Here is a 23525-nt window from a genome sequence, read left to right as displayed (position 1 = left end):
ATGTGGGGTCAGCCCGCGGCGGGGGTGCGCAGCAGCGCCAGGCCGTCGAGGAGGACGTCCAGACCGAGGTCGAACTCCGATCCGCGGCTCTGCTCCGACCCGGTCTCCTTCAGCGCGTCGAACTGCCGGCGCACCCGGGGGTAGGGCAGCACGGCGGCCTCGGCGGCGGGCATCATCCGGGCCATCCACTGCTCCTCGTCCTGGTCGCTGCGGGCGAGGCCGGCCAGCCAGGCGGCCTCGCTCAGGGTCCCGCCCATGACGAAGGCGATGAGCGTGTTCATCGCCGTGCCGGCGTGCTCCGGGGTGAAGCCGGAGGTCTCGAAGAGCGTGAGCATGTCCTCGGACATGCGCAGCACGTTCGGCCCCAGCGAGGCCAGGGCGATGTCGCCGAGCACGGACGCCATCCACGGGTGCCGCAGGACCGCGGCCCGGACGGCGTGGGCGCTGGAGCGGGCGGCCTCCCGCCAGCCGTCGGGGCCCTCGGGCAGCGGGATGCGGATCTCCCCGTACACCTCGTCCAGGACCAGTTCGATCAGCTCGTCCTTGTTGGTGACGTGCGAGTACATGGAGGTCGCGCCCGCGTTCAGCCGGGTGCCCAGCTTGCGCATGCTCAGCGCCTCCAGGCCCTCGGCGTCGAGGATGGCGAGCGCCTCGGCCACGATCTGCTCCCGGCTCAGCGCGGGCTGCTCCCGCCGCCGGCGCTCCGGCCTGGCCCATACGGACGGGTACGGCTGGCCCTTGGCTGCCATGGGGCCGCCCTCCTCTTCTCTCCGTGACGCGTTGCGTCTCCGTGACGTGGTGCGACGTGGTGCGACGTGCTGCGACGTGGTTGCGAGGCGGGCCGTGGAGGTGCTCCGTGCCGCCGTGACGACCACCCTAACCCAGGCGAACGAACGATGTACGGCCTTGCGAACACTGTGCGGCGACCGTACAGTGTTCGAAGAGCCGCACACCGTTCCGAACGGTGTACGGGTCACCCTGTCCCCCGTGCTCCGAAAGGTCCGGTCATGGAACGCAACCCGCGGCGCTGGCTCATCCTGGTGGTGCTCTGCCTCAGCACCCTGGTCCTGGTGATCGACAACATGGTCCTCACCGTGGCGATCCCCTCCATCACGGCGGACCTGGGCGCCACCGCGCAGGACATTCAGTGGATCATCGACTCGTACATCCTGGTCTTCGCCGGGCTGCTGCTGACGGCGGGAAGCCTCTCCGACAAGTTCGGCCGCCGGAAGACGATGATCGTCGGACTGGTGCTCTTCGGCGCCGCCTCGGTGCTCGCGACCTACGCCACCAGCCCGGACCAGCTCATCCTCGGCCGCACCCTGATGGGCATCGGCGGCGCGCTGATCATGCCCAGCACCCTGTCGATCCTCATCACCGTCTTCGACGAGGACGAGCGGCCCAAGGCGATCGCCGCGTGGAGCGCGGTCGCGATGGTCGGCCTGGTCGGCGGCCCCGTCCTCGGCGGCGCGCTCATCGCCCACTTCTCCTGGGGCGTCGTCTTCCTGATCAATGTGCCGATCGCGATCCTCGCCATCGTCGCCGCGCTGGTGCTGATGCCGGAGTCCAAGGGCCCCTGGCGCAAGGCCGACCCGGTCGGCATGGTCCTCTCCATGGCCGGCATGACCGCCCTCGTCTGGACCATCATCGAGCTGCCCAAGGCCGGCCTGGACCACACCGGCACCCAGCTCTCCCTGGCCGTCGCCGTCGCCTCCCTGGCCGGCTTCGCGATCTGGGAGACGCGCTGCGACGCGCCGATGGTCCCCCTCTCCCTCTTCCGGAACAAGACCTTCACCGGCGCCAGCTTCTCCCTGGTCCTGCTGACCTTCGCCAACGGCGGTCTGCTGCTGATCCTGACCCAGTACCTCCAGTTCGTCATGGGCTACACCCCCACCGAGACCGGTTTCGCCTTCGCCCCCATGGCCGTCGCGGTCATCGTCTTCAACAGCATCGGCGCCGCCCTGCTCCCCCGGACGGGCAACCGCTTCATGGCCGTCGCCGGACTCCTCGTCATCGCCGCCGGGTTCGCCGCCCTGGCGACCCTCTCCGAGGGCGACGGCTGGGGCCTGCTCGCCACCGCGATGCTGCTGATGGGCGCCGGCGGCGGCCTGGCGATGCCCGCCGTGATCTCGGCCCTGATGGGCGCGGTCCCCACCGAGCACGCCGGAGTGGGCTCCGCCCTCAACGACACCATCCAGCAGGCCGGTGCCGCCCTCGGCGTGGCGATCCTCGGCGCGGTCCTCTCCGGCACCTACACCGACCGGATGGACTCCGCCCCCGAGGGCGCGCGTTCCTCCATAGCCGACGCCCTGGCCCTGGGCGACGGATCCGTCGCCGAGGCCGCCCGGTCCGCCTTCACCTCGGCCATGTCCACCAGCTTCTGGGCCGGTGCCGCCGGTGTGGTCGTCGCCGCGGTCCTCGCCTCGGTCCTGATGAGCGGCCGCGAGCAGGAGCGGGCGGCCGCCGCCGAAGCGGCCGCCGAGGCCGCGTCCCCGGCGGAGGGGACCGCCCGGGAAGCCGCTCCCGTCGGCTGAGCCGGGGGCGCGGGACGGACAGGGGCCCGTACGGTGCGAAAGCGCCGTACGGGCCTCGCCGCGTCGGGGGTGCGGCCCGTACCGCTCCGATTCGCGGTCATGGTCGCGCTCCGATTCGCGGTCGCGGTCGCGGTCCGGCTGTCTTCCGGGCGGATTCCGGCGAGCGCGCCGATTCGCCTCCGTACGGGCCCCGCCGGTCCGATGATGGACGGGCACGGCGGTACGGCGACAGGGGAGCGGAACGCATGAGCCGGGGGAACGAGCGGAGCCGACACGACGGCACGGGGTGGCAGGAGCTGCTGGAGCGGGCCGCGCCCGTCCTGACCGAGGCCTTCGAGTGGATCAGGAACGCCAGGACGGCCCGCGCCGACGGGGACCCGCCCCCGGCGCCCGCCCCTCCGGCGGACCGGGACCGGCTGATCGGCGAACTGGAGGAACTGGAATCGGCGTTCACCGACGCCGGCGCCCCCGGCGACGACCCCCGGCTCGCCCTGGTCCGCGCCCGCCTCGGCGGCCTGTACGCCCTGCGCTACCTCGACGAGCCCCACGCCCCCGCGGACCGGGAACGGGGACTGCGGGCCATGCGCGCCGCCCGCGCCCCCGGCGTCCTCGACGAGACCGAGGAGCAGCTCTCCGCCCGCCGCCTCATCGGTCTGCTGATGCTCCCCGCCATGCTCGGCGGGCACGACGGCACCCTGGACCGGCTGCGGCAGGCCTTCGAACTGGTGCAGTACCTGGCGTCGGGGGACTCCGCACTCCGCGCGGACATGGCGGAACTGCGCACGCTGCTGAACCGGTTCCGCGGCGAGGTCCCCGAGGACGTCGCCGTCCGGATGCGCTTCTTCGACCAGCTGCTCGACATCACCTCGGGCGGGGGCGCCGTCGCGATGGAGCGGCTGACCGGTCTGGTCCGGGAGGCCGAGCGGACCGACCCGTACGACCCCGGCGTCTCCATGATGAGCGCCGGACTCTCCCTCATGGGGGGCGAGACGCCGCCGGACACCGTGTTCGACCCCGCCCAGCTGGCGGGCATGATGGAGCACTTCCCGATGGCGGCGGCCACGATGGAGATGTTCGCCCCCGGGGTCATCAGCCCCGGCGACATGGACGGGCTGCTCCGGCAGCTCACCGAGCAGCCCCGGGACGACGCCGACACCCTCATCGCCGCCATGGGACGGATGTCCCTCGGTATCCGCTCCGCCGACCCCGACGCCCTCGCCGGAGCGGCCGAACTCCTGGCCAAGGGGGGCCGGGCCGACGACGGCCGGCTGGCCCGCGTCTCCGAGCTGTTCTCACCCGGACTGCTCAGCGCGGCCACCGCCACCGGCGGCAGCCTCGCCGACCGCGACCGGCTCCGGGACGTCCTCGACTCCCTGCTGAGCCCCGGCGCGGGCCACGAGAACGCGCCCGACTCCCGGAACATCGCCGATCTGCTCCTGATCAACCGGGTCCTGCACCACCAGCTCCAGGTGACCGAGGCCCACGAGGCCCGCGACATCGACCGCCTCGAAGACCTGCTGGACGAACTGCTCGACCTCCACCAGGACGGCGGGGACAGCGATGTCCTCTGCATGACCTCCTATCTGCTCGGCCAGGTCCACATGTCCCTCGCCATCCTCGGCGGCGGGACGAGTTCCATCCGTACGGCCTGCTCCTACCTGGAGGAGGCGGCGGACCGGGCGGGATCCGTGCCACCGCCGCTGCGGCCCCTCCTCGAACTCGGGCGCCTCGCCGGCCTCGGACTCTCCTCGATGATCGACCCCGATCCCGTACGGCTCACCGAGGAGATCGCACGGGCCCGGCGCGTCCTGGCCGTCCCCGAGATGGTGGCCGGCCAGCACGCGCGGACCCGCCACCTCATCGCGATCTGCCTCCACACCGTCCACGGGACCACCGGCGAACCCGCCCTGCTGGACGAGCGGATCACGGAGCTGGAGACGGCCCGCCGGGAGCTGGCCGCGATCAGCGTGGCGGAGACGGCCCAGCAGGTGGCCTGGTCGCTGGCCGAGGCGTACCGGCAGCGCGGCGACACGGACCGGGGCGACGCGGCGGCCGCCGTCACCGCCGCCCAGGAATCGCTGCGGATCCTCGCCGAGGACGTCCTGCTGCAACTCGGCGCCGAACACGGCCTGGAAGCCGCGCGGGCCGCCGCGAGCCGGGGCCTGCTCGCCGCCTCCTGGGCGGCGGCCGGGGCGGACATCGGCCCGGCCGTGGAGTCCCTGGAGGCCGGGCGGGCGCTGGTGCTGCGGTCGGCGGCGGCCTCCGCCGGGGTCGCGGAACAACTCGTCGCCCTGGGCGAACCGGAACTGGCCGCCCAGTGGACGAACGCCGGGCCCCTGCTGCGGCGGTCCACCGTCTCCGCGCCCGGCCCGGGGGAGGACGGGCAGAGCCCGCTGGCGGCGGCCGAACACCTCCTCCAGCTGGGCTGGGACGGCGACAACGCCATCCCCAGCACCCTGCGCCGCCGGGCCCTCGACACCCTGCGCCGCGCCGACGGGGACGGGGAGCCCCTGCGCGAACTGCTCGACGGCCCGGGCGTGGCGGAACTGGGCGAAGGACTGCGGGCCGCGGGCGCGGACGCCCTGGTCTACCTGGTCCCCGGGCAGGGCACCGCCGAAGGACTGGCCGTCCTGGTGCGTCCCGACGCCGACCCGGTGGCCCGCTGGCTGCCGGGCCTCGGCACGCTCGGACGGCTCCCCCTCGAACGCTATCTGGACGCGGGCGCCCGCCGCTCCGCCGCCCGGAACGAGGACAACGCCGCCTGGCACCGGGCCCACGCCCACTGGGAGGAGGCCCTGGACGGCCTCGCGGACTGGGCGGGGGCGGAGGTGATCGGCCCGGTGCTGGCGGCACTGGAGGAGCCGGTGGGGGAGAGGGGGGCCGGGGGGTCCGGCGGCGGGGAGCGTGGTGTGGGGGCGGACGCGTCTGCCACCGGGGCGGACGGGTCCGGTGCCGGGGCGGACGGGTCCGGTGCCGGCGCCGACAGCACGGTGCCCGGCGGCGGGGAGCGTCCCCGCCGGCTCGTCCTCGTCCCCTGCGGCAACCTCGGCGCCGTGCCCTGGCACGCCGCCCGGCTTCCCGCCGACGCCGCCGACGCCACCGACGCCACCGCAGGACGCCCCTACCGGTATCTGTGCGAGCGGGCAGTGGTCTCGTACGCCGCCTCCGGCAGCGAGTTCCTGCGTTCCGTCCGGCGCGAGCGGATGCCCGTGGCCGAGCGGGCCGTGCTCGTCGCCGACCCCGGCGGCGAGCTGCTGTGGGCGCAGGACGAAGTGGCCTCCCTGTACCGGGCCTTCTACCCCGGCGCGGTGCTCCTCGGCTGCCTCGACGAACTGGACGCCGCCGGCACCGGCACCCCCGAGGACGTCCTCGACCAGCTGCCCGGTGCCGGGCCCGGCGCGGAGCCGCCCGCCACGCTGCTCCACCTCGCCGTCCACGGGACCGCCGCCGTACGCCCCACCGATTCGGTGCTGCACTGCGACTCCGGCGACGCCACCGGCTCCGACACCGACACCGAATCCGACAGTGCCGCGCCCCACGGCACACCCGGCCCGGGACGGCTCACCGTCACCCGCATCCTCGACACACCCCCCGGCCCGCCGCCGGCGAGCGGCCCCCTGATCGTGCTCAGCGCCTGCGAGACGGACCTGAGCAGCCGCGACCACGACGAGGCCCTGACCCCCACCACCGCCCTGCTCGCGCGCGGCGCCGCCGACGTCATCGGCTCCCGCTGGGAGGTCCCCGACAGCCCCGCGTCCGCCGCGCTGATGGTCGTGCTCCACCACCATCTCGTCACCGGACGGCTCGCCCCGCCGGACGCGCTGCGCGCCGCCCAGCTGTGGATGATCGACCCCGGCCGGCGCCCCGTGCCCGGTCTCGACGGCACCCTCCTCGCCGCCGTCCAGCGCAACCCGGCCGGGCCCGAGGCCCTCACCTCCTGGGCCGCCTTCATCCACCAGGGCAACCCGGCACCCACCCGAGGACGGACCTCATGAAAACCGACGACCTGCTGCGACTGCTGCGCCGCCACCAGGGCGTGATCAATGCCTCTTTCACTCCCGACGAGTTCGCCCGCTACCAGGACGCCGTACGCGCCCTGCGGACGGCGGGCAGCGACGTCCGCGCGGTCCGCATCGCGTTGCGGCGGGTACGGGTGAGCCTGGACCCGCTGCCGCCGGGCAGCGAGCTGTACCGGCGGCTCACCCAGTTCCGCACCGCGGGGACGACCAGTGTCCTGCCCGACGCGGACGAACTCGCTGCGCTGCTGCGGCTGCTGGACTCGGTCGAGTGGCCCTCCCTCGCCGACGCGAGCGCGGAACTCTTCCGGGAGCTGCGGCGCGAACTGCTCGCCGTGCCCGCGCGCGGATCCGACCGGCTCGACCCGGTGAGCGCCGCCGACCCGGTCGCCGCCGGGCTGATCCGGCTGACCGGCACCGACGGACGGGAGCAGTACCCGGACTTCCAGTTCGCCCCCGACACCGGGGATCCACTGCCGGTGGTACAGCACGTCAACCGGATGATCCTCGCCGACCAGGACCCCTGGGGCGCGGCCGGCTGGTGGCTCGGCAGGAGCGTCCAACTGGCCGGTGTCCCCGCCGAACTCCTCGGCCGCGTACCCGACGACACCCTGACCGCCGCCGCCCGCGCGCTGACCGACGGCGGGGAGGTGGCGTGGTGAGGCAGGTTCCGCCCGACGTGCCGATGCGGCCGGTCACGACCGTACTCCCGGCCGGTGCCGAGCTGTGGCGGTGCCACGCCACCAGCCGCCCGGTCACCGACTTCAACCCGGTGCCCTCCCACCGCCACGTCGGCGGCGGCCGCTTCGACGGCGCGGACGACGACCGGTACCGCTTCCTCTACGCGGCCTTCGAGCCGCTGACGGCGCTCGCCGAGACCCTGCTGCGGGACATCCCGTACGGGGAGACGGGGGTGCGCCCGGTGCCCTGGGTGACGGCCTCGTCCCGGTCGCTGTCCAAGGCGCGGGTCACCGAGGACCTGCGGCTGGTACGGCTGGTGTCGCAGGCCGACCTGGCCGCCGTCTTCCAGGACACCTGGCTGCTGGAAGGGGGCGACGACCGCTACGGCCTGACCCGCTACTGGGCGCAGGAGATCCGGCGGCACGCCCCGGACGCCCAGGGGATGGTCTGGCAGTCCCGCCGGAACCGGCCCCACCACGCGCTGGTGCTCTTCGGCGACCGCTGCGGGGACGAGCCGCTGAAGGCCGTACCGGAGGATTCGTACGCCCTCGGGACCTTCGAGGGGGCCGAGAGGGCCAACCAGCTGCTCGCCCCGCTGCGGGCGTTCCTGCTGCCACCCGGCATGCGGACCTGACCGGGCGGGCGGTCGCCCGGGCGGTTGCGCGGTGACGAGGGTGGGTGCACGGGCGGGGTGCCGGGCCGTACGGGGGTCGGTCCGGCACCCCGCCCGCGTATCCGCCCGCGCCGGTCAGGGCACCGGAGGCGCGGTGATCCGTACCGTGAAACGGGCGATCCGCTGCCCGAAGCGGAGTTCGTCGCCGTCCCGCAGCCGGGTCCGGCCGCCGGGGGCGACCGGTTCGCCGTTGACGAAGGTGCGGTTGGTGCTGGGACGGTCCGGCTCGGAGACCCACACGGTGCCGTCCGGGTCCATGGAGATCTCCGCCTGCCGCCGGGAGATCCGCCGCAGCTCGTCGAAGGCGGCGGCGGTCCGGGGCGCCCAGTCGGGGTCCCGGCCCAGCCGGAGCGGGGCGCCGGGGCCGTGCGCCAGCTCCAGCGCGAGCGCGGCGCAGCTCAGCACGACCTGGGCACGGGAGCTGCCGCAGGACGGGCAGCGGGGTTCGGTGGCGCCCACGGACTCGTGGCAGTGGTGGCACTCCAGGAACTCCTCGTACCCTGGCTCCTCCTCCCCTTCCTCTGTGTCGCTGTGCCCTCCGTCGGCGATCTCTTCCCAGCCCTCGTCGGCCGCCATCAGCGTGTCTCTCCCCGCTCCACCGGGGCGACCCGCAGCTCCAGCGCGGGAGTCCCGTCCTCCGCGACGCTTACCCCGGTCACCGTCACCGCCGTCCCGGACAGGACATCCTGGCCGAAAAGCTCCCGTGCCAGCGGATTGATGAGCAGCGTCTCCAGCAGCATCCCGATGCCCCGGCCGCCGTTGTCGGAGTCCGCCGTGCAGTGCTCGCAGAGCGTCCGCCGGGCGTCGTCGGCCAGCGTCAGCAGCACCCCCTGCTCCTCCCGCAGCACCCGCTGGATATTGGCGATCTGCGAATCAAAGATCTCCGTCGCCACCGCGTCCGAGATGTAGTCGAAGACGACCACGTTGCCGCCGAGCCGGTTCATCAGCTCCGGCCGGCCGATCTCCTCCACGAAGTGGTGCTTCACATTGCTCAGGATGATCTCCTCCAGCTCGTGGTACGGCATCCCGGGCCGCGCCACCCGCCCGCCCCGATCCGGCCCGTCCGGCCTGCCCCGTACCCCCAGATTCGAGGTGAAGATCAGGACACACTCGCTGAAATAGGTGGTCACACCCTGGCCGTCGGTGAGCCGGCCGTCCTCCAGGACCTGGAGGAACTTGTCGAGTACGCCCTTGTCGGCCTTGTCGATCTCGTCGAACAGCACCACGCGGAACGGGTCGGTGCGCACGGCTGTCGTCAGCTCGCCGCCCGCCTCGTACCCCACATACCCGGGTGGCGCACCCACCAGCCGGTCCACCGAGTGGGCCGCCGAGAACTCGCTCATGTCGAAGCGGAGACAGGCGTCCTCGGAGCCGAACAGCACCGTGGCCACCGACTTCGCCAGCTCCGTCTTGCCGGTCCCGGTCGGCCCGGCGAAGAAGAGCACACCGCGCGGCCGGCTCCCCGGGTGGGACGCCTGCGCGCCGGAGAGCCCGAGGGCCGCCCGCTTGAGGATGTCGAGCGTCTTGGCGACCGCCTTCTCCTGGCCCTTCACCCGGCCCCGGATGTACGTCTCGCTCCTCCTGATCTGGTCCCGGACATAGCTGCGCTGCCAGGGGTTGTCCTCGACGCCGAGCTGGTAGACGCGGACGGCGTCCCGCATCGAGGAGAAGGGCAGCCCCCGGTCGAGCGCCATCCGGGCGCTCTCCCGCATGGCCCGCAGGGTGAGCCCCGCGGTGGACCGGGCGAAGGTGTCCACGTCGTGCGGATCTGCCTCCGGACGCGGGCTCTTCTCCAGCCGTACGGAGGCGGCGGGCTGCGCGGGCGCTTCCTGTACGTGGCCCTCCGCCGCGTGGTCCTCCGCCAGCAGCCGGGCCATCCGCTGCCGGGCCCCGAAGTCGGGCATCGGGATGCCGATCGTGCGGATCCGCTCGCTGCCCGCGACCAGCCACGTCGGCAGGTCGCGTTCGCCGTCGGCGAGCCAGATGACCGGATTGAACAGTGCGCGGCCGCCGCCGTCCGGCGCGGGCAGCGGACGGACCTCCTCGGCGAGTTTCAGACAGCCGAGGAAAAAATCGCGCTCCTGGTCGCTGAGGCGGCTCACGTCGGTGGGGATCCGGGCCGCGTAGTCGATCAACAGCACCACCCGGTACGGGTCCTGCCGCCGTGGCTGCGGCCCCGGCGCCCGCCCGGCCTGCGGCTGCTGCTGGGGTCGGTGCTGCTGCCAGCCGGTGGCGATCGACCGCAGCACCCGCTCGACCCCGGGCGCCGGGCCCGTGGCCTCGCCGCCGCCCCGGCCGCCCTGATGGGCCGCGCCGCCGCCCACCGGGCCGCGCGCGGGCAGCAGTTCACGGACCTCCTCGGCCGACCGTCCGGACACCACGGTGAAGCCGTCCAGCACGTTGTAGCGGATCAGCGCCTCGTAGCCCTCGGGCCGCAGGGCGTTCCACAGCACCTCGGTGAGCGGGTGCGTACGGTCCCGGGGGTGGCGGGCGCCGCCCTCGTCGGGGGCGCTGTTGTGGCGGACGAGGTGGATGTCGCGGATGTTGCCGTGCAGGACGTACTGGGAGTGGACGCCGAGGGTGCCGGTCAGCTCTTCGACGAAAGGGGGGAGGCGGCGGTCGCGTGTCATGGGCGGGGCCTCTGCGTAGTGGTGACGACTGTCCCGTGCGGTACGCGGGCGGCCTCGCGGTGGCCGCCCGCGTCGGTACGTGTGCGGTGCGCTCGTCCGGGGGCGCGGTGGCCGGGCCGCGTCGGTACGGGTGCCTCGGCCTCCCGTCCGGGGTCTCGGGCCTGCCGGGCCGTGTCGGTACGGGGTCCCGCACCCTTCTCCCCGTCCGGGGTTCCGCCCTGCCTGGCCCGCGTCGATGGGGTGGCCCGCACCCTTTTTCCCCCGGCTTGGGGTACCGGTCTGCTGTGCTGGCTTCGTGGGTGGGGGGTGCAGGGTCGCCCCCGCAGGGGATCGGCGGTAAGTCCGGCGTGCGTTGACGGTAGGCCTTCGGTCCGCCGACCCCGAGGAGGTGAGCCCGGAGGCCACCACCAACCCGCACCACACCCGGCCCCGGGACCACCCGAACAAATCCAGCCTCTTGGGGGTCCCCCCGGACGAAGTCTGGGGGAGATTGAGGCGCGGGGGCTCGGGGGCTGGCCCTCGACGAGAGCCCGCACACACCGTGTGCCCGGGAACCTGTCCGCCCCTGCGGCGAGCTGGACAAAAATCAGCCCCGCCGGCGATTGAGGCGCAGGGGTTCGGGGACTGGTCCCCGACGATGGCCCGCACACTGCGGGACGTTCGCCTGTGCGGCGGGGCAGGGTCCTGGTCCGTCCTCAATCGCCGGACCGGCTGGATGTGCTCGGGTCGTCGTCGGCGAGGCTGAGTTTTCCGGGTTGCCGCAGGGGCGGACAGGTTTCCGGGCACATGGCATGTGCGGCCCCGTGTCGGGGGCCAGCCCCCGAACCTCCGCGCCTCAATCGCCGGCGAGGCTGAGTTTTGCTCGGGTGATCGTCGGCGAGGCGGGTTGTGTGCGGGGCGACGGTGGCGAGGCGGGTTTTGTGCGGGTCGGCCCGGGACCGGGTAGTGGTGCGGGTTGGCGGGGCCTCCGGGCTCACCTCCTCGGGGTCGGCGAGCGTACTCACCAGGTTGAGTGCGGGTCGGGCTCCGCCGATCCCCTGCGGGGGCGACCCTGCACCCCCGCCCACGGACCACGCGAAGGTGGCCGGTACCCCCGCCGGGGGGAAGAAGGGTGCGGGACCCCGTACCGACGCGGGCCAGCAGGGCGGGAGCCCGGACGAGCGCACCCCGCCCGTATCGACGCGGGCCCCGCAGCGCGAGGCCACCCTCGTACAGGTGCGGGTGGCCGGTACCCCGAGCCGGGGAAGGGCGTGGGCCACCCCGTCGACGCGGGCCCGGCGGCCCGGACCCCGGACGAGCGCGAGGAACTCGTACCGACACGGGCCGGACAGGGCCGGGCCCCGGACGAGCGCACCCCGCCCGCATCGGCGCGGGCCCCGCAGCGCCAGGCCGGCGCGTCATGGGCGGTCACCCCGCCGCCGCACCCGCGGCGCCTCGCCCCGCCGCGGCTCCGTCGCAGCCGCCGCGGAGACCGGAGCCGCCTCCTCCGGCTGCGGGGCGAAAGCGAGCCGCATCGTCACCTTCGCGTCCCCGAGGAGCCGTTCCAGCGTGCGCAGATGCCGGGGCGCCTCGGCGCAGCGCACCCGGTCCAGCTCCCGGTCCGCCGGGGTCTCGGTGCCGGCGGGCCGGGGGCGGTGCAGGGTGACCACCCGGGCCCGGTTCTCGTCCTCCAGGATCAGCCGCAGCCAGTGCTCGTCGCCCCAGCCGGGCGGGGTCCAGTCGATGACCTGGGACGGCCGCGGGCCGCCGGGGGGTGCGGAGCGGGCCGCCGGCCGGTCGCGGAGCCGGGCGCCGTCCGGGGTCTGCCGCAGGGCGGTGCGCACCATTTCGGCCGCGTACAGCCGCTGGTAGGTGGTGGTGCGTTCGGCGACGCGGGCCGTGATCCGGGTGCGTTCGGCGTCGTCCAGGGGCGCTCCCCCGTACAGCGCCCGTTCCAGCAGGGCGATCTCGTCCGTGGCGGCGGGGATCGCGGGCGTGCCTTCGTGGGCGGGCCCGGACGGGGTGCCCCGGAGGAAGCCCAGCTGCTGCGCGGCCCATTCGTCGGCGAGCTGCCGCCGCTCGGCGGCGCGTGTGGCGCGGCCGGTGAAGTGTTCGGCTTCCCGCAGATGGCGTCGGGCGGCGGCGGCGCGCCCCGCGGTGGCTTCCTCGGCGGCGGTGACGATCTTCTCCTCGATCAGCCGGTGGTCCGCCACGGATGCCTGGAGCGGCAGTGCGGCCAGCAGTTCCTTCCCGAGGGCGAGCACGGTCGCGGGGGTGAGCGCCGACGGGTCCGGCAGCGGCGGGAGCCGGTCGGGCGTTTGGTGGTCGGCGAGTGCGCGGGCCCGCCGGTCCCGCAGTTCCCGGTGCCAGTCGGCGACGGCGCTCGCGTGCGGATCGGCCGTGGCCGTGACCGCCGGGGGCCGCGCGGCGGCTTCGAGGACCTGGAGGGCGTGCGCGGTCTCCGCCTGCCGCAGGCGTTTTTCGGTGTCGGCGAGTTGTCGCCAGATCTGTTCCAGGGTCATGCCGACGGGCGCGAGCGGCGGCGGAAGGTCCGGATCCGGGGGGCCGAGGGTGCCCGCCGCCCGCCGGACGCGGGCGTGGAGGGCCTCGATCCGCGCGTTGGTCGCGGCGGCGGCGTACGCGGCCTGCCGCCAGCACTCGGCGGCCTGGCAGGCGTCCAGCCGTTCCGTGCGCAGGGTCCGCTGCGACTCGGCGGCCCGGATCGCGGCGGCGGCGAGCGCCTGGGCGCCGGCCATCGCGGCCCGCCCGGCGAGCAGTGCCCCGCTGAGGGAGCCGAGTCCGATCAGGGCCGGCACCAGCAGGTCCTGCGCCTGGTCGAGGACGGCGTCGAGGGCCTGCCCGCCCGCCTCGGAGACGGAGATGTCGGGGAGGGCGCTGCCCAGGTCGGGGACGGACAGCTCCGGGGTGTACGCCCCGGCGGCGGTGTCGGGGTACGCGGGCCGGACGGCGCCGACGGCCGGATCCTGGAAGCCCGACATGATCGATCCGAAGGACACGGAGGGCATGACCGTGTCCACGCCCAGCAGTCCCGCTCCATAACTCATGCCCGGCCCCCGTTCCGTGCGTGCCGCCCGTTCCCGACGCTGTCGGTGCCGTCGCCGTCGCCGGTGGCACGGATTCCCGCGCGCAGATCGGCGGTGTACTGATGCCAGGCGTACAGCCGCCGCACGCTCCACGCCAGGACGGCGGCCACCGTGAGAAGCGGCCACAGCCAGGGCGCGTACGCGATCGTCAGCCACAGCAGGAGGACGGGGACGAGCACCAGCAGCCCCCGCAGGGGGAACCGCGCCCCCGGCTGCCGTACGAACCGGGCGAACGGCAGCGACCGGTCGATGACCAGTCCGGCGACCGAGCGGTCCGGGTGGTAGCCGGGCGGACCGATCCGGTACGCGGTCCACACCTCCACGGCCAGGGTCGCGGCGGCGGCCGGGACCGCCAGCAGCCAGGCCGTCAGCACCGCCTGCTCGTCCGGCCGGCCGAGCAGATCGCTCAGGCCGACGAGGAAGAGCCAGGGGAGCGTGAGCATCGCGGCCCCGGCGACGGCCCAGCCGAGCGTCGGCAGCATGTCCTCGCGGCGCAGCCAGCGCGCCGCCATGGCCTCCTCGTGCCGTGCCTGCCGGGTCGCGAGACCGATGAGCCGGTCCTGTTCGGCCCGGTCCCTGGCCGCCGCCGACTCCAGCTCCGCGAGCCCGGCGAGGGTGTCGGCGAGATGGAGCCGGACCAGGTCGGGGACCGGGATCCGGCCGGTGACGTCCCGGCCGCGGACCAGCCGGGCGTACCAGGGGACCGGCCGGTACAGCCCGGACAGGGTGCGTTCGGCGCGTTCCACCAGCCGGTCCCAGTGGACCTGCGGCGACTCGACCAGCTCCAGCAGCGCGACGCGGCGCGTGTCGGTCATCGCGCAGATCCGCCGGGCGCCGGTGTCCGCCCGGCCCAGCGAGGGGTATTCGTCGAACAGCGCCGTCGCCTCCCGCTCCCAGTTCGAGAGCGCGGCGAGCCAGTCCTGGCCGAGCTGTTTCAGCCCGTCGCCGCCGGGGCGGTCGTCCAGCAGCGGCAGGAGGGTGTGTTCCCTGAGGTCGGTGACGACGGAGAGCGCGGACTCGTCCCCGAGCCGGGCGGCCCGCAGCAGCTCCCGCAGCCCGTGGCGGTCCAGCGGAACGCCCCGGTAGGAGGCGTCCAGGCGGGGCCCGAGCCAGGTGATCAGCCGGACCAGGGTGGCCGGTCCGGGCTCGCGCTCCAGCAGGGCCAGCAGCGCGCGCAGTTCGCCGTCGTCCCGGCCGGGGACGCCCTCGAACTGCCGCAGCCACCCGGTGAACTCCTCCCGCGCCCGCCGTCTGCGCAGGGCCCTGGCGGCGGCTCCCCAGTTCTCGCTGAAGGACAGGGCCAGCAGCCGGGGCCGGGTGTGCTCCTGGCCGAGGAAGGCGTACGGCCGGATGTCCAGGAGGTCCGCCGGGTCGGTGGATTCGGCGGGCGGCGCGGTCGTGACCGGCCCCTCGGGCGCCACGGGGGGTGCCTCGCCCGCCAGCCACCGGGCCACCTCGGCGGAGCCCCAGCGGTGGTCGGGGTCGCGGGTGAGCAGCCCTTGGCAGAGCGTGCGCAGCCGCCATTCGGCCACGTGGCTCAGATCGGGCGGACGGGAGGCGATCTCCTCCTGGATGTACTCGGCGCTGCTGTACCGGATGGGGTGGCGGCCGCCCGCCGTCTCGGCCGCGATCATGCCGAGGGCCCACCAGTCGGCGGCGGGGTGGATGAGCTGCCGGTACGCGAGGGCCTGCGGGGACAGGTACTTCTGGGTGCCGACCCAGGGCCGGCCGCGGGCGGTGCGGCCCTCGGGCGCGTAGGCGGAGAACCCGAAGTCGACCAGGGTCAGTTCGGGGTCGGTGCCGTCGATCCGGCCCAGGACGACATTGGCGGGGCTGAGGTCGCGGTGGACGATGCCGAGGGTGTGCAGGGCGGTCAGGGCCTCGTGCAACTGCCGGACCAGGGCAGTGACGAACGCGGTCGGGCGCGGCCCCGCGTTGTCCCGCAGATAGGTCGCGAGGTCGGTCTCGCCGTAGGAGGGGGAGAGGTCGTAGGGGTGGCCGTCGGCGCCGGCGGGGTCGGTCTCGGTGAGCCGCGCGAGCCGGGGGTGGGGGTGGCGCAGCCGCTGCCACACCTCGGGTTCGGGGGCGTGGCCGTGTGCGTACCACTTGAGGACGTGGACGCCGCCGTCCGCGTCCTCGACACGGAAGACGGCGGCCCGGTGGGGTTCCTGGGGCCTGCGCACCACGGACAGCAGCCGGAAGCGGTCCCGCAGGGAGCGCGGCAGCCGCCCGGTGTCGCCGCGCGGTCGCGGTCCTCGTACGGACCGGCCTCCTGCGGACCGGCCCTCCGCGGACCGGCCCTCCGCGGACCGGCCCTCCGCGGACCGGCCTTCCGTGCGGCCCGCGCCGCCGCTGGATGCCTCGACGTCGGTGGGCGGCGCTCCGGTGGTCTCGACGTCGGTGAGGGGTGCGCCGGTGGTCTCGACATCGGTGAGCGGCGCTCCGGTGGTCTCGACGTCGGTGAGCGGCGCTCCCGTCGTCTCCACGTCGGTCGGTGGCGTTCCGGCCGGTTCCATGTCGGCCGGTTCCATGTCGGTCGGCGGTACGGGGGTCGATGTCCGGATCTGCACGACGGGCTCGTCGGGCTCGTCCTCGGACGGCTCGTCCCCGGTGAACGGCGGTGGCTGGGTCACAACGGTCACCTCGTACGCGGAAGCACTGACGCGGGCACGGCGGCGGCTGCGGGGGCGGCGCGGCCGATGGGAAGGGCGGAGCCGGATCCGCCCGGTCGGGGCCGGGAATTCCACGGCCGCTCGGATGTTCGGCCGCGGGGCGGTGAAGTCCGGTGCCGCCGCCCGCCGGGACGGTGCGGAACACCGCCCGGACGGCCGGTTCGGCATGGAGACGGCCGCGCCCGCTGCCGGTGAAATGGCGATGGTAGCGAAGCGGTCCGGCCCGTGGGCCGTTTTCGCGGATTTCCCGAATTCCCGTACAGGAAGCACGCGATGATGCCCCGTTCGATTTCCCCGACTCGTGGAATACGGGATTCCAGGGATTCCGGGCGGGTGTGGTCGCCGTGGTGACCAAAGCTGTGACCAAAGCCGTGACCAAATCCGCGCTCCCCGTCCCGGCCGGGGCATCGACCGGAGGGGGTTCCGTCGCTAGCCTGACCGGTATGAGTCAGGAGCAATTGCCGGCCGCTCTGCCCGCCTACGACCGACTCCTGGAGGAACTGCGGATCATCCGCAGGCCCGGTCTCGCGGGGCTGCGCGGCGCCGACCATCCGGCGCTCCGCGCCGCCGCGCTGGCGGGCGGATTCTGCGGCGGCCCGGACGACATCCCCGCAGGTATCGAGGCGCTCCTCAAGGAGGCCGTGCGCCGGCTCGGCGAGGGCGATCTGCTCGGCCGCGCGGCGGCCCACACCTTCGGGCTGCTGCCCGACCGCAGGGGAGCGCCCGCCCCCGACCGCCGCAAGTCGGCGGCCGCCGTCTACGGGGTGACCTCCGAGCGGTTCCGCAAGCACCAGGAGCCGCAGGTGCTCCAGCAGCTCGCGGAGGCGGTGCTGACGGTGCTGCGGGAGCCCGCCGCGCCGCCCGTCCCGGACCTCGCGGGCGGCGGGCCGCAGCATCCGCCGCGCCGCTTCGACGCGGTCGCCGTCGGCGGGGACGGCACGGTCACGCTCCATGTGTCCCCCATCGAACTCCTGCGGGACATCGACATCCTGGTCTCCTCGGAGAACGTCTATCTGGAGATGTCCAAGACCTTCCGCCCCACGGTCTCCGGCGCGCTGCGGCTGGCCGCCGCCGTGCGCGACCCCTCCGGGGAGATCGTGGACGACGTGCTCGTCCGGGAGCTGGGCGCCTGGCTGCGGACCCACGGCCGCCCGGGGCTGCCGGTGCGGCCGGGCACGGTGGTGCCCACCTCGTCGGGGGAGCTTGCGGCCCGGGGCGTGCGGCGGATCTACCACGCGGCCGTCGCCACCCCGTACGAGGAGGGGTACCGGGTCACCCCGTCGAGCATCGCCCGCGCGGTCAGCGCCTGTTTCGCGCTGGCCCGCCAGGAGAGCGAGCAGCAGGGGACGCCGCTGACCTCGATCGGCTTCCCGCTGCTCGGCGCGGGGCGGGGCGGGCTCGATCCGGTGCTCAGCGCGACGTGGCTGCGCTGGGCGGTCCGCGACGAGCTGGCGAAGGACCCGGTGCGGCAGGTGCACCTGGTGGTACGGAGCAGGGCGGCGGCGGACGCGATCCGGGGCCTGTGACGGCGCGGGCCCCGCACGGCCGGTCCGGGTCTGTGCCCGACCGGGTCCCGCAGGGCCGGTCCGGGTCCGCGACGGCGCGGGTCCCACGCCGGCGGTACGGGCCCGTGGCCGACCGGCCTCCGCGCCGCCGGCAAGGGCCCGTGGCCGCCGCGCGGCTCCGGCTCCCGTGCCGCCGGTCCGGGCGGGCGACCGTCCGGGCCTGGCGCCCCTGGCCCGCTCAGGACCCGTACCCGGGCTCGTACCGGCCTCGGGGCTCGTGTCGGCCTCCGGCCTCGGGCCGGCCTCCGGGCCCGCGTTCGGCCTTGTACTGGCCTCCGGCCTTGTGCCGGCCTTCCGGTTCGTACCCGTCTCCGGGCTCGTACGGGCCCTTGGGCTCATGCCGGCCTTCGGGCTCCTGCCCGCGCCCGTCCCCGTCCCCGTGCCGGCCTCCGGCCTCGTGCCCGCGCCCGGACTCGTACCTACCCACCGGCCCGCGCCCGTCCCCGTCCCCGTGCCGGCCTCCGGCCTCGTGCCCGCGCCCGGACTCGTACCCACCCACCGGCCCGCCCCCGTCCCCGTCATCGGCCCCCGGCCCGCGCCGGCCCTCCGGGCGCCACCCCGCCGCCAGGACCCGGATGCCCACCCCCCGCAGCCGGCGCTCCAGCGCGGCCAGTTCACCGCGCCGTGGCACCCCGTAGAGCCGTACATCGTCCTCCCCCTCGGCCGTCTCGACCTGGAGCCGGGAACCCGTCGGGTCGGTCCGCCCCAGGTGTTCCGCGTAACGCGCCCGGCCCAGCGCCGTCAGCGGCCGCAGCCGCTGGTTCGCCGAGCCGCGCCAGACCAGCGCCGTGGGCTCGCCCGCCCGGTACCGCCCGGTGATCAGGGCGTCGGCGGACCGTACCGCCGCCGTGCGGGCCGGCTCCCCGGCGATCTCGCCGTCCTCGTACCCCGTGTACAGGAGCAGGTCCGCCACCGGCCCGCCACCCGCCGCGTCCCGCAGCCGGGCCGCGCCCGCGAGCAGCGCCGCGAGCCCGTCCGGCTGGTCCAGCGGCTCCCCGCCGCTGACGGTGAGCCCGTCCGCCCCGGCCTCCAGCGCGGACCGCCACAGCTCCAGCAGCGAATCGACCGTCCGCGGCGAGCCGCCGCGCGGATCCCACGTGTGCCGGGACATGCAGCCGGGGCAGGCGAGGGCGCAGCCCTGGAGCCAGACGCCGAGCCGCGACCCCGGCCCCAGGGTCCGGACCGGGAAGTGCGTCCCGCTGACGCGCAGTTCCGGCCTGCCGCCCGCCGTGCCGTCGTCGCCCATTCCCCTCCGCCCCTTCCCCGCGACCGTGTTGATGTGTCGCCATTCCCGTCTTTTCAGTATGACCTTGTGGCGCCCTCCGGCCGGGGCGTTTCCCGGGCGGCTTCCGGGCGGCTTCGGGAACAGCTCGGTAAAGAAGCACTTTCCGGGTACGGGCGGGGTGGGCCTTGGGTACTGTCACCCTCGCACGGTGCTTTCTCCGCCGTACTGCGCGGCGTCCTCCGTGCTCATAGCTGTACCCATAGCTGTGCTCGTAGCTGTACTCATAGCCGTGCTCAAAGCTGTGCTCAAAGCTCTGTTCACGGCTGTGCCCAAAGGGGCCGCGGTGCCGGGTGGCACGCATATTCGGCATGCGCGGAAATGGTGAAACCTCGTCCGGGCAGGGGATTTCCCGTCCGGAGGAATGCGGGGGAAGTTATTCATGATCAGTACCGACAGTGTCAACGGGGTGGCCCGCCGGGGCAGGCTGGGGCGCACCGCGGCCTTCCTGGCCGGCCGGCGGGGCCGGCGGGACGGCGCCCGGGGGATCCCCCGCCTGCCGCACCGGGACGGCGTACCGCTCGCCGCCGGCCTGGCCGAAACCGATCAGCTGCTGGTGACTCCGTACGTCACCACGATCCAGATGGGCGCCCGTCGCAGCACCGAACAGATGCGGGCCGCCCTGATCCGGCGGGAGCAGAAGCGGATCGCCCAACTCCGTGCGGAGTCGGTGCGGGTGGTCACCCAGTACGACATCCGCCGGGAGCCGCTGCCCGCCGCGCTGGCCCGCTACGGCCGCTGGGTGGGCGAGTGGCGCACCCGTACCGACCTCTGCCGGGCCCGTGCGCAGGCGGTCGTGGACCGCGCGAACCAGCAACTCGCCTGCTACTGGCACGGGGTGCTGCTGGAGCACGAGCCGCTGTCCCTGCTGGAGCGGCGGCCCGTGCCCGAGTGGCTGCCCGGCCGGGTGGAGCTGGGCGTGGACTGGCGGCTGCCGGACGTCTGGCTGCTCGACGACGACGACAGCGGGGCCTCCGCGACCTCCCGGGCGCTGTGCCTCCTCGACAGCCAGGGCCTGGAGCCCCGGCGGCCCCCTGCCGCCGTCGGCACGGGATCCGGCACGGAATCCGGCGACGCGGGACGGAGGACCCGGACATGACCGTTCTTTCCGGCCGACACCACCACGGGGGCGGGCCCGCGACCGGAGCGCCGCGGCGCCCCCGGACCGCCGTGCGCGCACTCGCGCTCGCGCTCGCCCTGACCGGCTCCCTCGCCGCGACCGGCTGCGGAGTCCTGGAGGGCGACGAGCCCGAGCGGTACACCCGCGCCTGCGGTGTCGTCCTCGACGGCTCCGGCTCCGGCGCCACCACGAAGACCGGCTTCGACGCCCGCGCCAAGCTCAAGGGCAGCCTGGAACGCTTCCTCACCGGGACCGGCTGCGGCACCCTCGCCTTCGCCCCGATCACCCAGGTCTCCCAGTCCTCCAAGTGCCAGGCGAACCAGCTGGAGCTGGACCCTGACCTGCCCGGCAGCGAGGACCGCGAGTACTTCCGGGGCGAGCTGCGCGCGGACGCCCTGAAGGAGGCCGGGAAGCTGCTCACCTGCGCCCAGCGCCAGAGCCCCGGCTCCGACGTGGTCGGCGGGCTCGCGCGGATCGCGATGCACCGGCCGGACAGCGGCAAGGGCTCCTTCGCCGTCCTGGTGGTGAGCGACTTCGAACAGAACGACCCCGAGTTCAGCATCGGGAAGAAGGACCTGAGCACCGAGGGCGGACGCGCGAAGGCGATCGGCGAACTGCTGGCGGCGCACGGCTCCCCGCCCCTCGCCGGCATGGACATCTACCCGGTCGGCTACGGCATGAAGCACCGGACGAAGACCTCCTTCTACGAGCAGTTCGACGCCTTCTGGACCGAGTTGCTGGAGGGGAGGCTGAAGGCCGATGTCCACACCACCTACCGATAGGAGCGGCGCCGGGAACGGATCCGTACCCCTGCCGGAGCGGCTGCGCGCCCGGCGCGGCGACCGGTTCCGCAGGCCGCGCGGGGGCCGCCGCGAGCAGGTCCCGCAGGCGGGTGGCGCGCTGCCCCGGCCCGCCCCCGTCGAGCGCACGGCCATCCGGGAGAGCGGCGAGCACCGGCTCGTCCGGCGGGCCCGGCGGGCGGGCCGGGAGGCGGCCTCCCGGGGCGTCTACGACCCCTGGGTCCTCGGCAGCGCCGACCGGATCCCGTACTTCGCCGAACTCGCCCACCAGCGCGACCGGGTGCGCGACCGGCTCACCGCGGCGTCGGCGGAGGCCGAGGAGGACGCCGCGCTCGCGGAGAGCAGGCTGCACGCGGACGTCACCGCCGCGGGCGAGCGGCTGCTGCGCGCCCACGAGCGCCGCGAACAGCTCACGGCCCAGCTGGTGAACACCACCGCCCAGCTGGACCGGCTCGCCCGCAGGGCCGACCGGTGGCAGGCGTTCCGGGACAGCGTCGCCGGCCGGTACGAGCGGCGCCGCCGCCGGGCCGCCCTGCTCGGCGGCGGTGGCGACGGCACCGGCTCCGGAGTCCAGGGCCGGGGGGACCCGGGGGGCGGCGGCACCGACTGGGAGCGGGTGGCCGACAGCGACCCGGCGGCCGGGTCCCCGGGCACGGGGGCGGCCGCGGGATCCGGCGCCACCCAGGCCGTGTGGGAGGGGGCGCGGACCCGCCCCGGCATCTCCCGGACCGGCCGGATCGCGGTGCTGTTGCTGCTGGCCCTGGTCGAACTCCCCGTCTACTACGTCGTCTTCCAGCGGCTGCACGGCGGCGGCCGGCTGGAACAGGTCCTCTCCGTCAGCCTGACCTTCGCGGTCTCGACGGTGATGATCCTGGCACCCCACTACGCGGCCCGGATCCTGCGCGGCCGCTCGGCCACCGGCGCCATCCGGCTGGCGGCGCTGCCCGCGCTGGTCCTGGTGGCCGCCTGGGGGTACGGCGCGTGGATGCTCGGCCTGATGCGGGCCCGGCTGATCTTCGCCGACCCGCCGACCCGGATGATCAACGGCAGGACGTACACCCCGCGCAGCGCGATCCACTCCCTGGAGCTGGACGAGACGACGGTCGCGGTGATGTTCATCGCGCTGCTGCTGCTCTCCGGCGGGATCGCGTTCCTGATCGGTCTGGGCGACGAGCATCCGTATCTGGGTTCGTACCGGGATCTCGTGGCCCGGCGGGCGGCCCTGGAACGGGAGATCGCCGCCGGTGAGCTGGAGCGGGAGCGCGCGCGGGAGGCCGTGGAGTCGCTGGCGGCCCGGCGGGCGGAGCGCCGGGCGGCACAGGAGGCGCGGCTGCACGGGGTGGGGAGTCTGTACGAGTCGGCCGCCGCGGCCTATCTGGACGGCGTGGCCGGATCCGCCGGGGACCCGGCGGTCACGGAGGCGGCGGCCCGGCTGGCGCGGCAGTGGCCGCTGCTGCCGGCCGCGCCCGCTGCGAGTGCCGGGCGGGCGTCCCTCCCGGGCCCGGCGCCGGCACCGGAAGGCGCCGGAGCGGTACGGGGGTGAGACGCGCGGCGGCGTACGCGTGACGGCGTACGCGTGACGGCGCTGTGGACGGTCCCGGTGGGGAGCGTCCACAGCGCCGTCGTGTGCGTGCCGTGCCGTGCCGTGTCGCGTACGGGCGGCTGCGGCGGCTGTGCGCGGCTACGGGTCAGCCGACGTCCTGCCCGCTGTCCCGGTCGCCCTGGCCGGCCTTGTCGCTCTTGCTGTCCTTGCTGTCCGCCGGTTCGCTGCCGCTGTCGCCGTCGTCGAACCGGACGTCGAGGACGGCGTCCAGCTGGGCCGCCCACTCCGTGATCTGGCCCCGGCTGCGGGCCTCCACGTCGTTCTCGAACCAGCGCTGGGGCGAGGTGTAGACCGTGACACCGAATCTGCGGCCGAACCGCGGGATGCCGATCTCGACGGCCTTGATCTCGTCCCAGCCGAACTCGGCCTCCTCGGTGTCCAGCCGGAAGGTGATGCCGGATCCGTCGGCGACGATCGCGCCGCGCCGGTCGCTCACCTCGAAGACGGGCCCGTCGTCGTCCTGGGCCCGCTCCTGTTCCTGCTCCGGCTCGGAGTCCGGCTCCGGCTCTGCCTCCGAATGCGGCTCCGCATCCGGTCCTGGTTCCTTCGCGGTCACCTCCTTCACGGGGGTGTCGTCCTGCGGATCGCCGTCCTGCGCCGGTACGCCGTCCGCCGGGGCCTCGGCCTCGGTCACGCGGCTCTCCGTCCGCTCCGCGCCGCCCCGGTCGGGGCGGGCGGGAACGAGCCCGGGGATGAACGCCGGGTCGACTCCGGCCGCGTGCGTCGGCGGGGTGCTCTGACCTATGTGCTGCTGCTCCACGGCGAGCAGTATGGCGGAGATTGCTGTGACGGGCACCCGCCGACGGGGTGGACTCTTTGCTTCCGTTTATCTGAGCGGCAGCGCACGCGGCCGTACGGGCGGCTCA

General features: G+C 74.8%; 15 protein-coding genes. 8 read left to right on the top strand and 7 right to left on the bottom strand.

All coding sequences use genetic code 11. The annotated features are described in order from the left end of the window. Window positions 1–8: 8 nt before the first annotated feature. Window positions 9–749 (bottom strand): TetR/AcrR family transcriptional regulator C-terminal domain-containing protein, encoded by a 741-nt coding sequence (locus tag SYYSPA8_RS20105; protein ID WP_323448618.1) that lies wholly within the window; start codon window positions 747–749, stop codon window positions 9–11. A 258-nt stretch (window positions 750–1007) separates the two neighbouring features. Between SYYSPA8_RS20105 and SYYSPA8_RS20100 the strand changes: the two genes are divergently transcribed. From SYYSPA8_RS20100 to SYYSPA8_RS20085, 4 genes are all read left to right on the top strand, one after another. Then, window positions 1008–2534, top strand: coding sequence for an MFS transporter (locus tag SYYSPA8_RS20100; RefSeq protein ID WP_323448617.1), 1527 nt, complete (start codon window positions 1008–1010; stop codon window positions 2532–2534). 245 nt (window positions 2535–2779) lie between these two features. Beyond that, entirely contained in the window at window positions 2780–6529 is a 3750-nt protein-coding gene (locus SYYSPA8_RS20095; protein ID WP_323448616.1) for a CHAT domain-containing protein, read from the top strand. Next, the gene (locus SYYSPA8_RS20090) at window positions 6526–7212 is read left to right on the top strand and encodes a hypothetical protein (protein WP_323448615.1); all 687 of its coding nucleotides are present in this window, start codon (window positions 6526–6528) and stop codon (window positions 7210–7212) included. The genes SYYSPA8_RS20095 and SYYSPA8_RS20090 overlap by 4 nt, the downstream gene beginning before the upstream one ends. After that, on the top strand, window positions 7209–7865 hold the full coding sequence (locus SYYSPA8_RS20085) for an RES family NAD+ phosphorylase (protein ID WP_323448614.1): 657 nt from the start codon (window positions 7209–7211) through the stop codon (window positions 7863–7865). The genes SYYSPA8_RS20090 and SYYSPA8_RS20085 overlap by 4 nt, the downstream gene beginning before the upstream one ends. Window positions 7866–7979: 114 nt before the next feature. On the opposite strand, the gene SYYSPA8_RS20080 is transcribed toward SYYSPA8_RS20085, so the two are convergent. The 4 genes from SYYSPA8_RS20080 to SYYSPA8_RS20065 all read right to left on the bottom strand — a co-directional run bounded on the left by SYYSPA8_RS20080 (window position 7980) and on the right by SYYSPA8_RS20065 (window position 16250). Further along, window positions 7980–8480: an FHA domain-containing protein gene (locus tag SYYSPA8_RS20080; RefSeq protein ID WP_323448613.1), complete on the bottom strand. Its 501-nt coding sequence runs from the start codon at window positions 8478–8480 to the stop codon at window positions 7980–7982. Then, window positions 8480–10534, bottom strand: a complete 2055-nt coding sequence (locus SYYSPA8_RS20075; RefSeq protein WP_323448612.1) for an AAA family ATPase — start codon at window positions 10532–10534, stop codon at window positions 8480–8482. The genes SYYSPA8_RS20080 and SYYSPA8_RS20075 overlap by 1 nt, the downstream gene beginning before the upstream one ends. Before the next feature lie 1397 nt (window positions 10535–11931). Then, complete coding sequence (locus tag SYYSPA8_RS20070) at window positions 11932–13578, bottom strand: hypothetical protein (RefSeq protein ID WP_323448611.1); 1647 nt, start codon at window positions 13576–13578, stop codon at window positions 11932–11934. Further along, the gene (locus SYYSPA8_RS20065) at window positions 13575–16250 is read right to left on the bottom strand and encodes a protein kinase domain-containing protein (RefSeq protein WP_323448610.1); all 2676 of its coding nucleotides are present in this window, start codon (window positions 16248–16250) and stop codon (window positions 13575–13577) included. The genes SYYSPA8_RS20070 and SYYSPA8_RS20065 overlap by 4 nt, the downstream gene beginning before the upstream one ends. A 482-nt stretch (window positions 16251–16732) precedes the next feature. Between SYYSPA8_RS20065 and SYYSPA8_RS20060 the strand changes: the two genes are divergently transcribed. Continuing rightward, a complete protein-coding gene (locus SYYSPA8_RS20060; protein ID WP_323448609.1) occupies window positions 16733–17815 on the top strand; it encodes a macro domain-containing protein in 1083 nt (360 codons plus the stop codon). Between the two features lie 217 nt (window positions 17816–18032). Here SYYSPA8_RS20060 and SYYSPA8_RS20055 read toward each other — a convergent pair whose 3' ends face one another. Further along, on the bottom strand, window positions 18033–19100 hold the full coding sequence (locus tag SYYSPA8_RS20055) for a 4Fe-4S single cluster domain-containing protein (RefSeq protein ID WP_323448608.1): 1068 nt from the start codon (window positions 19098–19100) through the stop codon (window positions 18033–18035). 418 nt (window positions 19101–19518) lie between these two features. Between SYYSPA8_RS20055 and SYYSPA8_RS20050 the strand changes: the two genes are divergently transcribed. The 3 genes from SYYSPA8_RS20050 to SYYSPA8_RS20040 are packed head-to-tail and all read left to right on the top strand — an operon-like array spanning window position 19519 to window position 22599. After that, on the top strand, window positions 19519–20235 hold the full coding sequence (locus SYYSPA8_RS20050) for a hypothetical protein (RefSeq protein ID WP_323448607.1): 717 nt from the start codon (window positions 19519–19521) through the stop codon (window positions 20233–20235). Then, window positions 20232–21038: a hypothetical protein gene (locus SYYSPA8_RS20045; RefSeq protein WP_323448606.1), complete on the top strand. Its 807-nt coding sequence runs from the start codon at window positions 20232–20234 to the stop codon at window positions 21036–21038. Before SYYSPA8_RS20050 ends, SYYSPA8_RS20045 begins: the two co-directional genes overlap by 4 nt. Beyond that, entirely contained in the window at window positions 21016–22599 is a 1584-nt protein-coding gene (locus SYYSPA8_RS20040; RefSeq protein ID WP_323448605.1) for a hypothetical protein, read from the top strand. Before SYYSPA8_RS20045 ends, SYYSPA8_RS20040 begins: the two co-directional genes overlap by 23 nt. Window positions 22600–22744: 145 nt before the next feature. Here the strand turns inward: SYYSPA8_RS20040 and SYYSPA8_RS20035 are convergent, their stop codons facing one another. Continuing rightward, window positions 22745–23455, bottom strand: coding sequence for a hypothetical protein (locus SYYSPA8_RS20035; protein WP_323448604.1), 711 nt, complete (start codon window positions 23453–23455; stop codon window positions 22745–22747). Window positions 23456–23525: the final 70 nt, after the last annotated feature.

Source organism: Streptomyces yaizuensis (genome assembly GCF_034961445.1).
Taxonomy (GTDB): Bacteria; Actinomycetota; Actinomycetes; order Streptomycetales; family Streptomycetaceae; genus Streptomyces; species Streptomyces yaizuensis.
This window is presented reverse-complemented; position numbering and strand designations above follow the sequence as displayed.

Excerpts from the sequence above, each read along its gene's own strand:
- SYYSPA8_RS20105 (WP_323448618.1), bottom strand. The coding sequence starts at position 749 with ATGGCAGCCAAGGGCCAGCCGTACCCGTCCGTATGGGCCAGGCCGGAG.
- SYYSPA8_RS20100 (WP_323448617.1), top strand. The coding sequence starts at position 1,008 with ATGGAACGCAACCCGCGGCGCTGGCTCATCCTGGTGGTGCTCTGCCTC.
- SYYSPA8_RS20095 (WP_323448616.1), top strand. The coding sequence starts at position 2,780 with ATGAGCCGGGGGAACGAGCGGAGCCGACACGACGGCACGGGGTGGCAG.
- SYYSPA8_RS20090 (WP_323448615.1), top strand. The coding sequence starts at position 6,526 with ATGAAAACCGACGACCTGCTGCGACTGCTGCGCCGCCACCAGGGCGTG.
- SYYSPA8_RS20080 (WP_323448613.1), bottom strand. The coding sequence starts at position 8,480 with ATGGCGGCCGACGAGGGCTGGGAAGAGATCGCCGACGGAGGGCACAGC.
- SYYSPA8_RS20075 (WP_323448612.1), bottom strand. The coding sequence starts at position 10,534 with ATGACACGCGACCGCCGCCTCCCCCCTTTCGTCGAAGAGCTGACCGGC.
- SYYSPA8_RS20070 (WP_323448611.1), bottom strand. The coding sequence starts at position 13,578 with ATGAGTTATGGAGCGGGACTGCTGGGCGTGGACACGGTCATGCCCTCC.
- SYYSPA8_RS20060 (WP_323448609.1), top strand. The coding sequence starts at position 16,733 with ATGAGTCAGGAGCAATTGCCGGCCGCTCTGCCCGCCTACGACCGACTC.
- SYYSPA8_RS20055 (WP_323448608.1), bottom strand. The coding sequence starts at position 19,100 with ATGGGCGACGACGGCACGGCGGGCGGCAGGCCGGAACTGCGCGTCAGC.
- SYYSPA8_RS20050 (WP_323448607.1), top strand. The coding sequence starts at position 19,519 with ATGATCAGTACCGACAGTGTCAACGGGGTGGCCCGCCGGGGCAGGCTG.
- SYYSPA8_RS20045 (WP_323448606.1), top strand. The coding sequence starts at position 20,232 with ATGACCGTTCTTTCCGGCCGACACCACCACGGGGGCGGGCCCGCGACC.
- SYYSPA8_RS20040 (WP_323448605.1), top strand. The coding sequence starts at position 21,016 with ATGTCCACACCACCTACCGATAGGAGCGGCGCCGGGAACGGATCCGTA.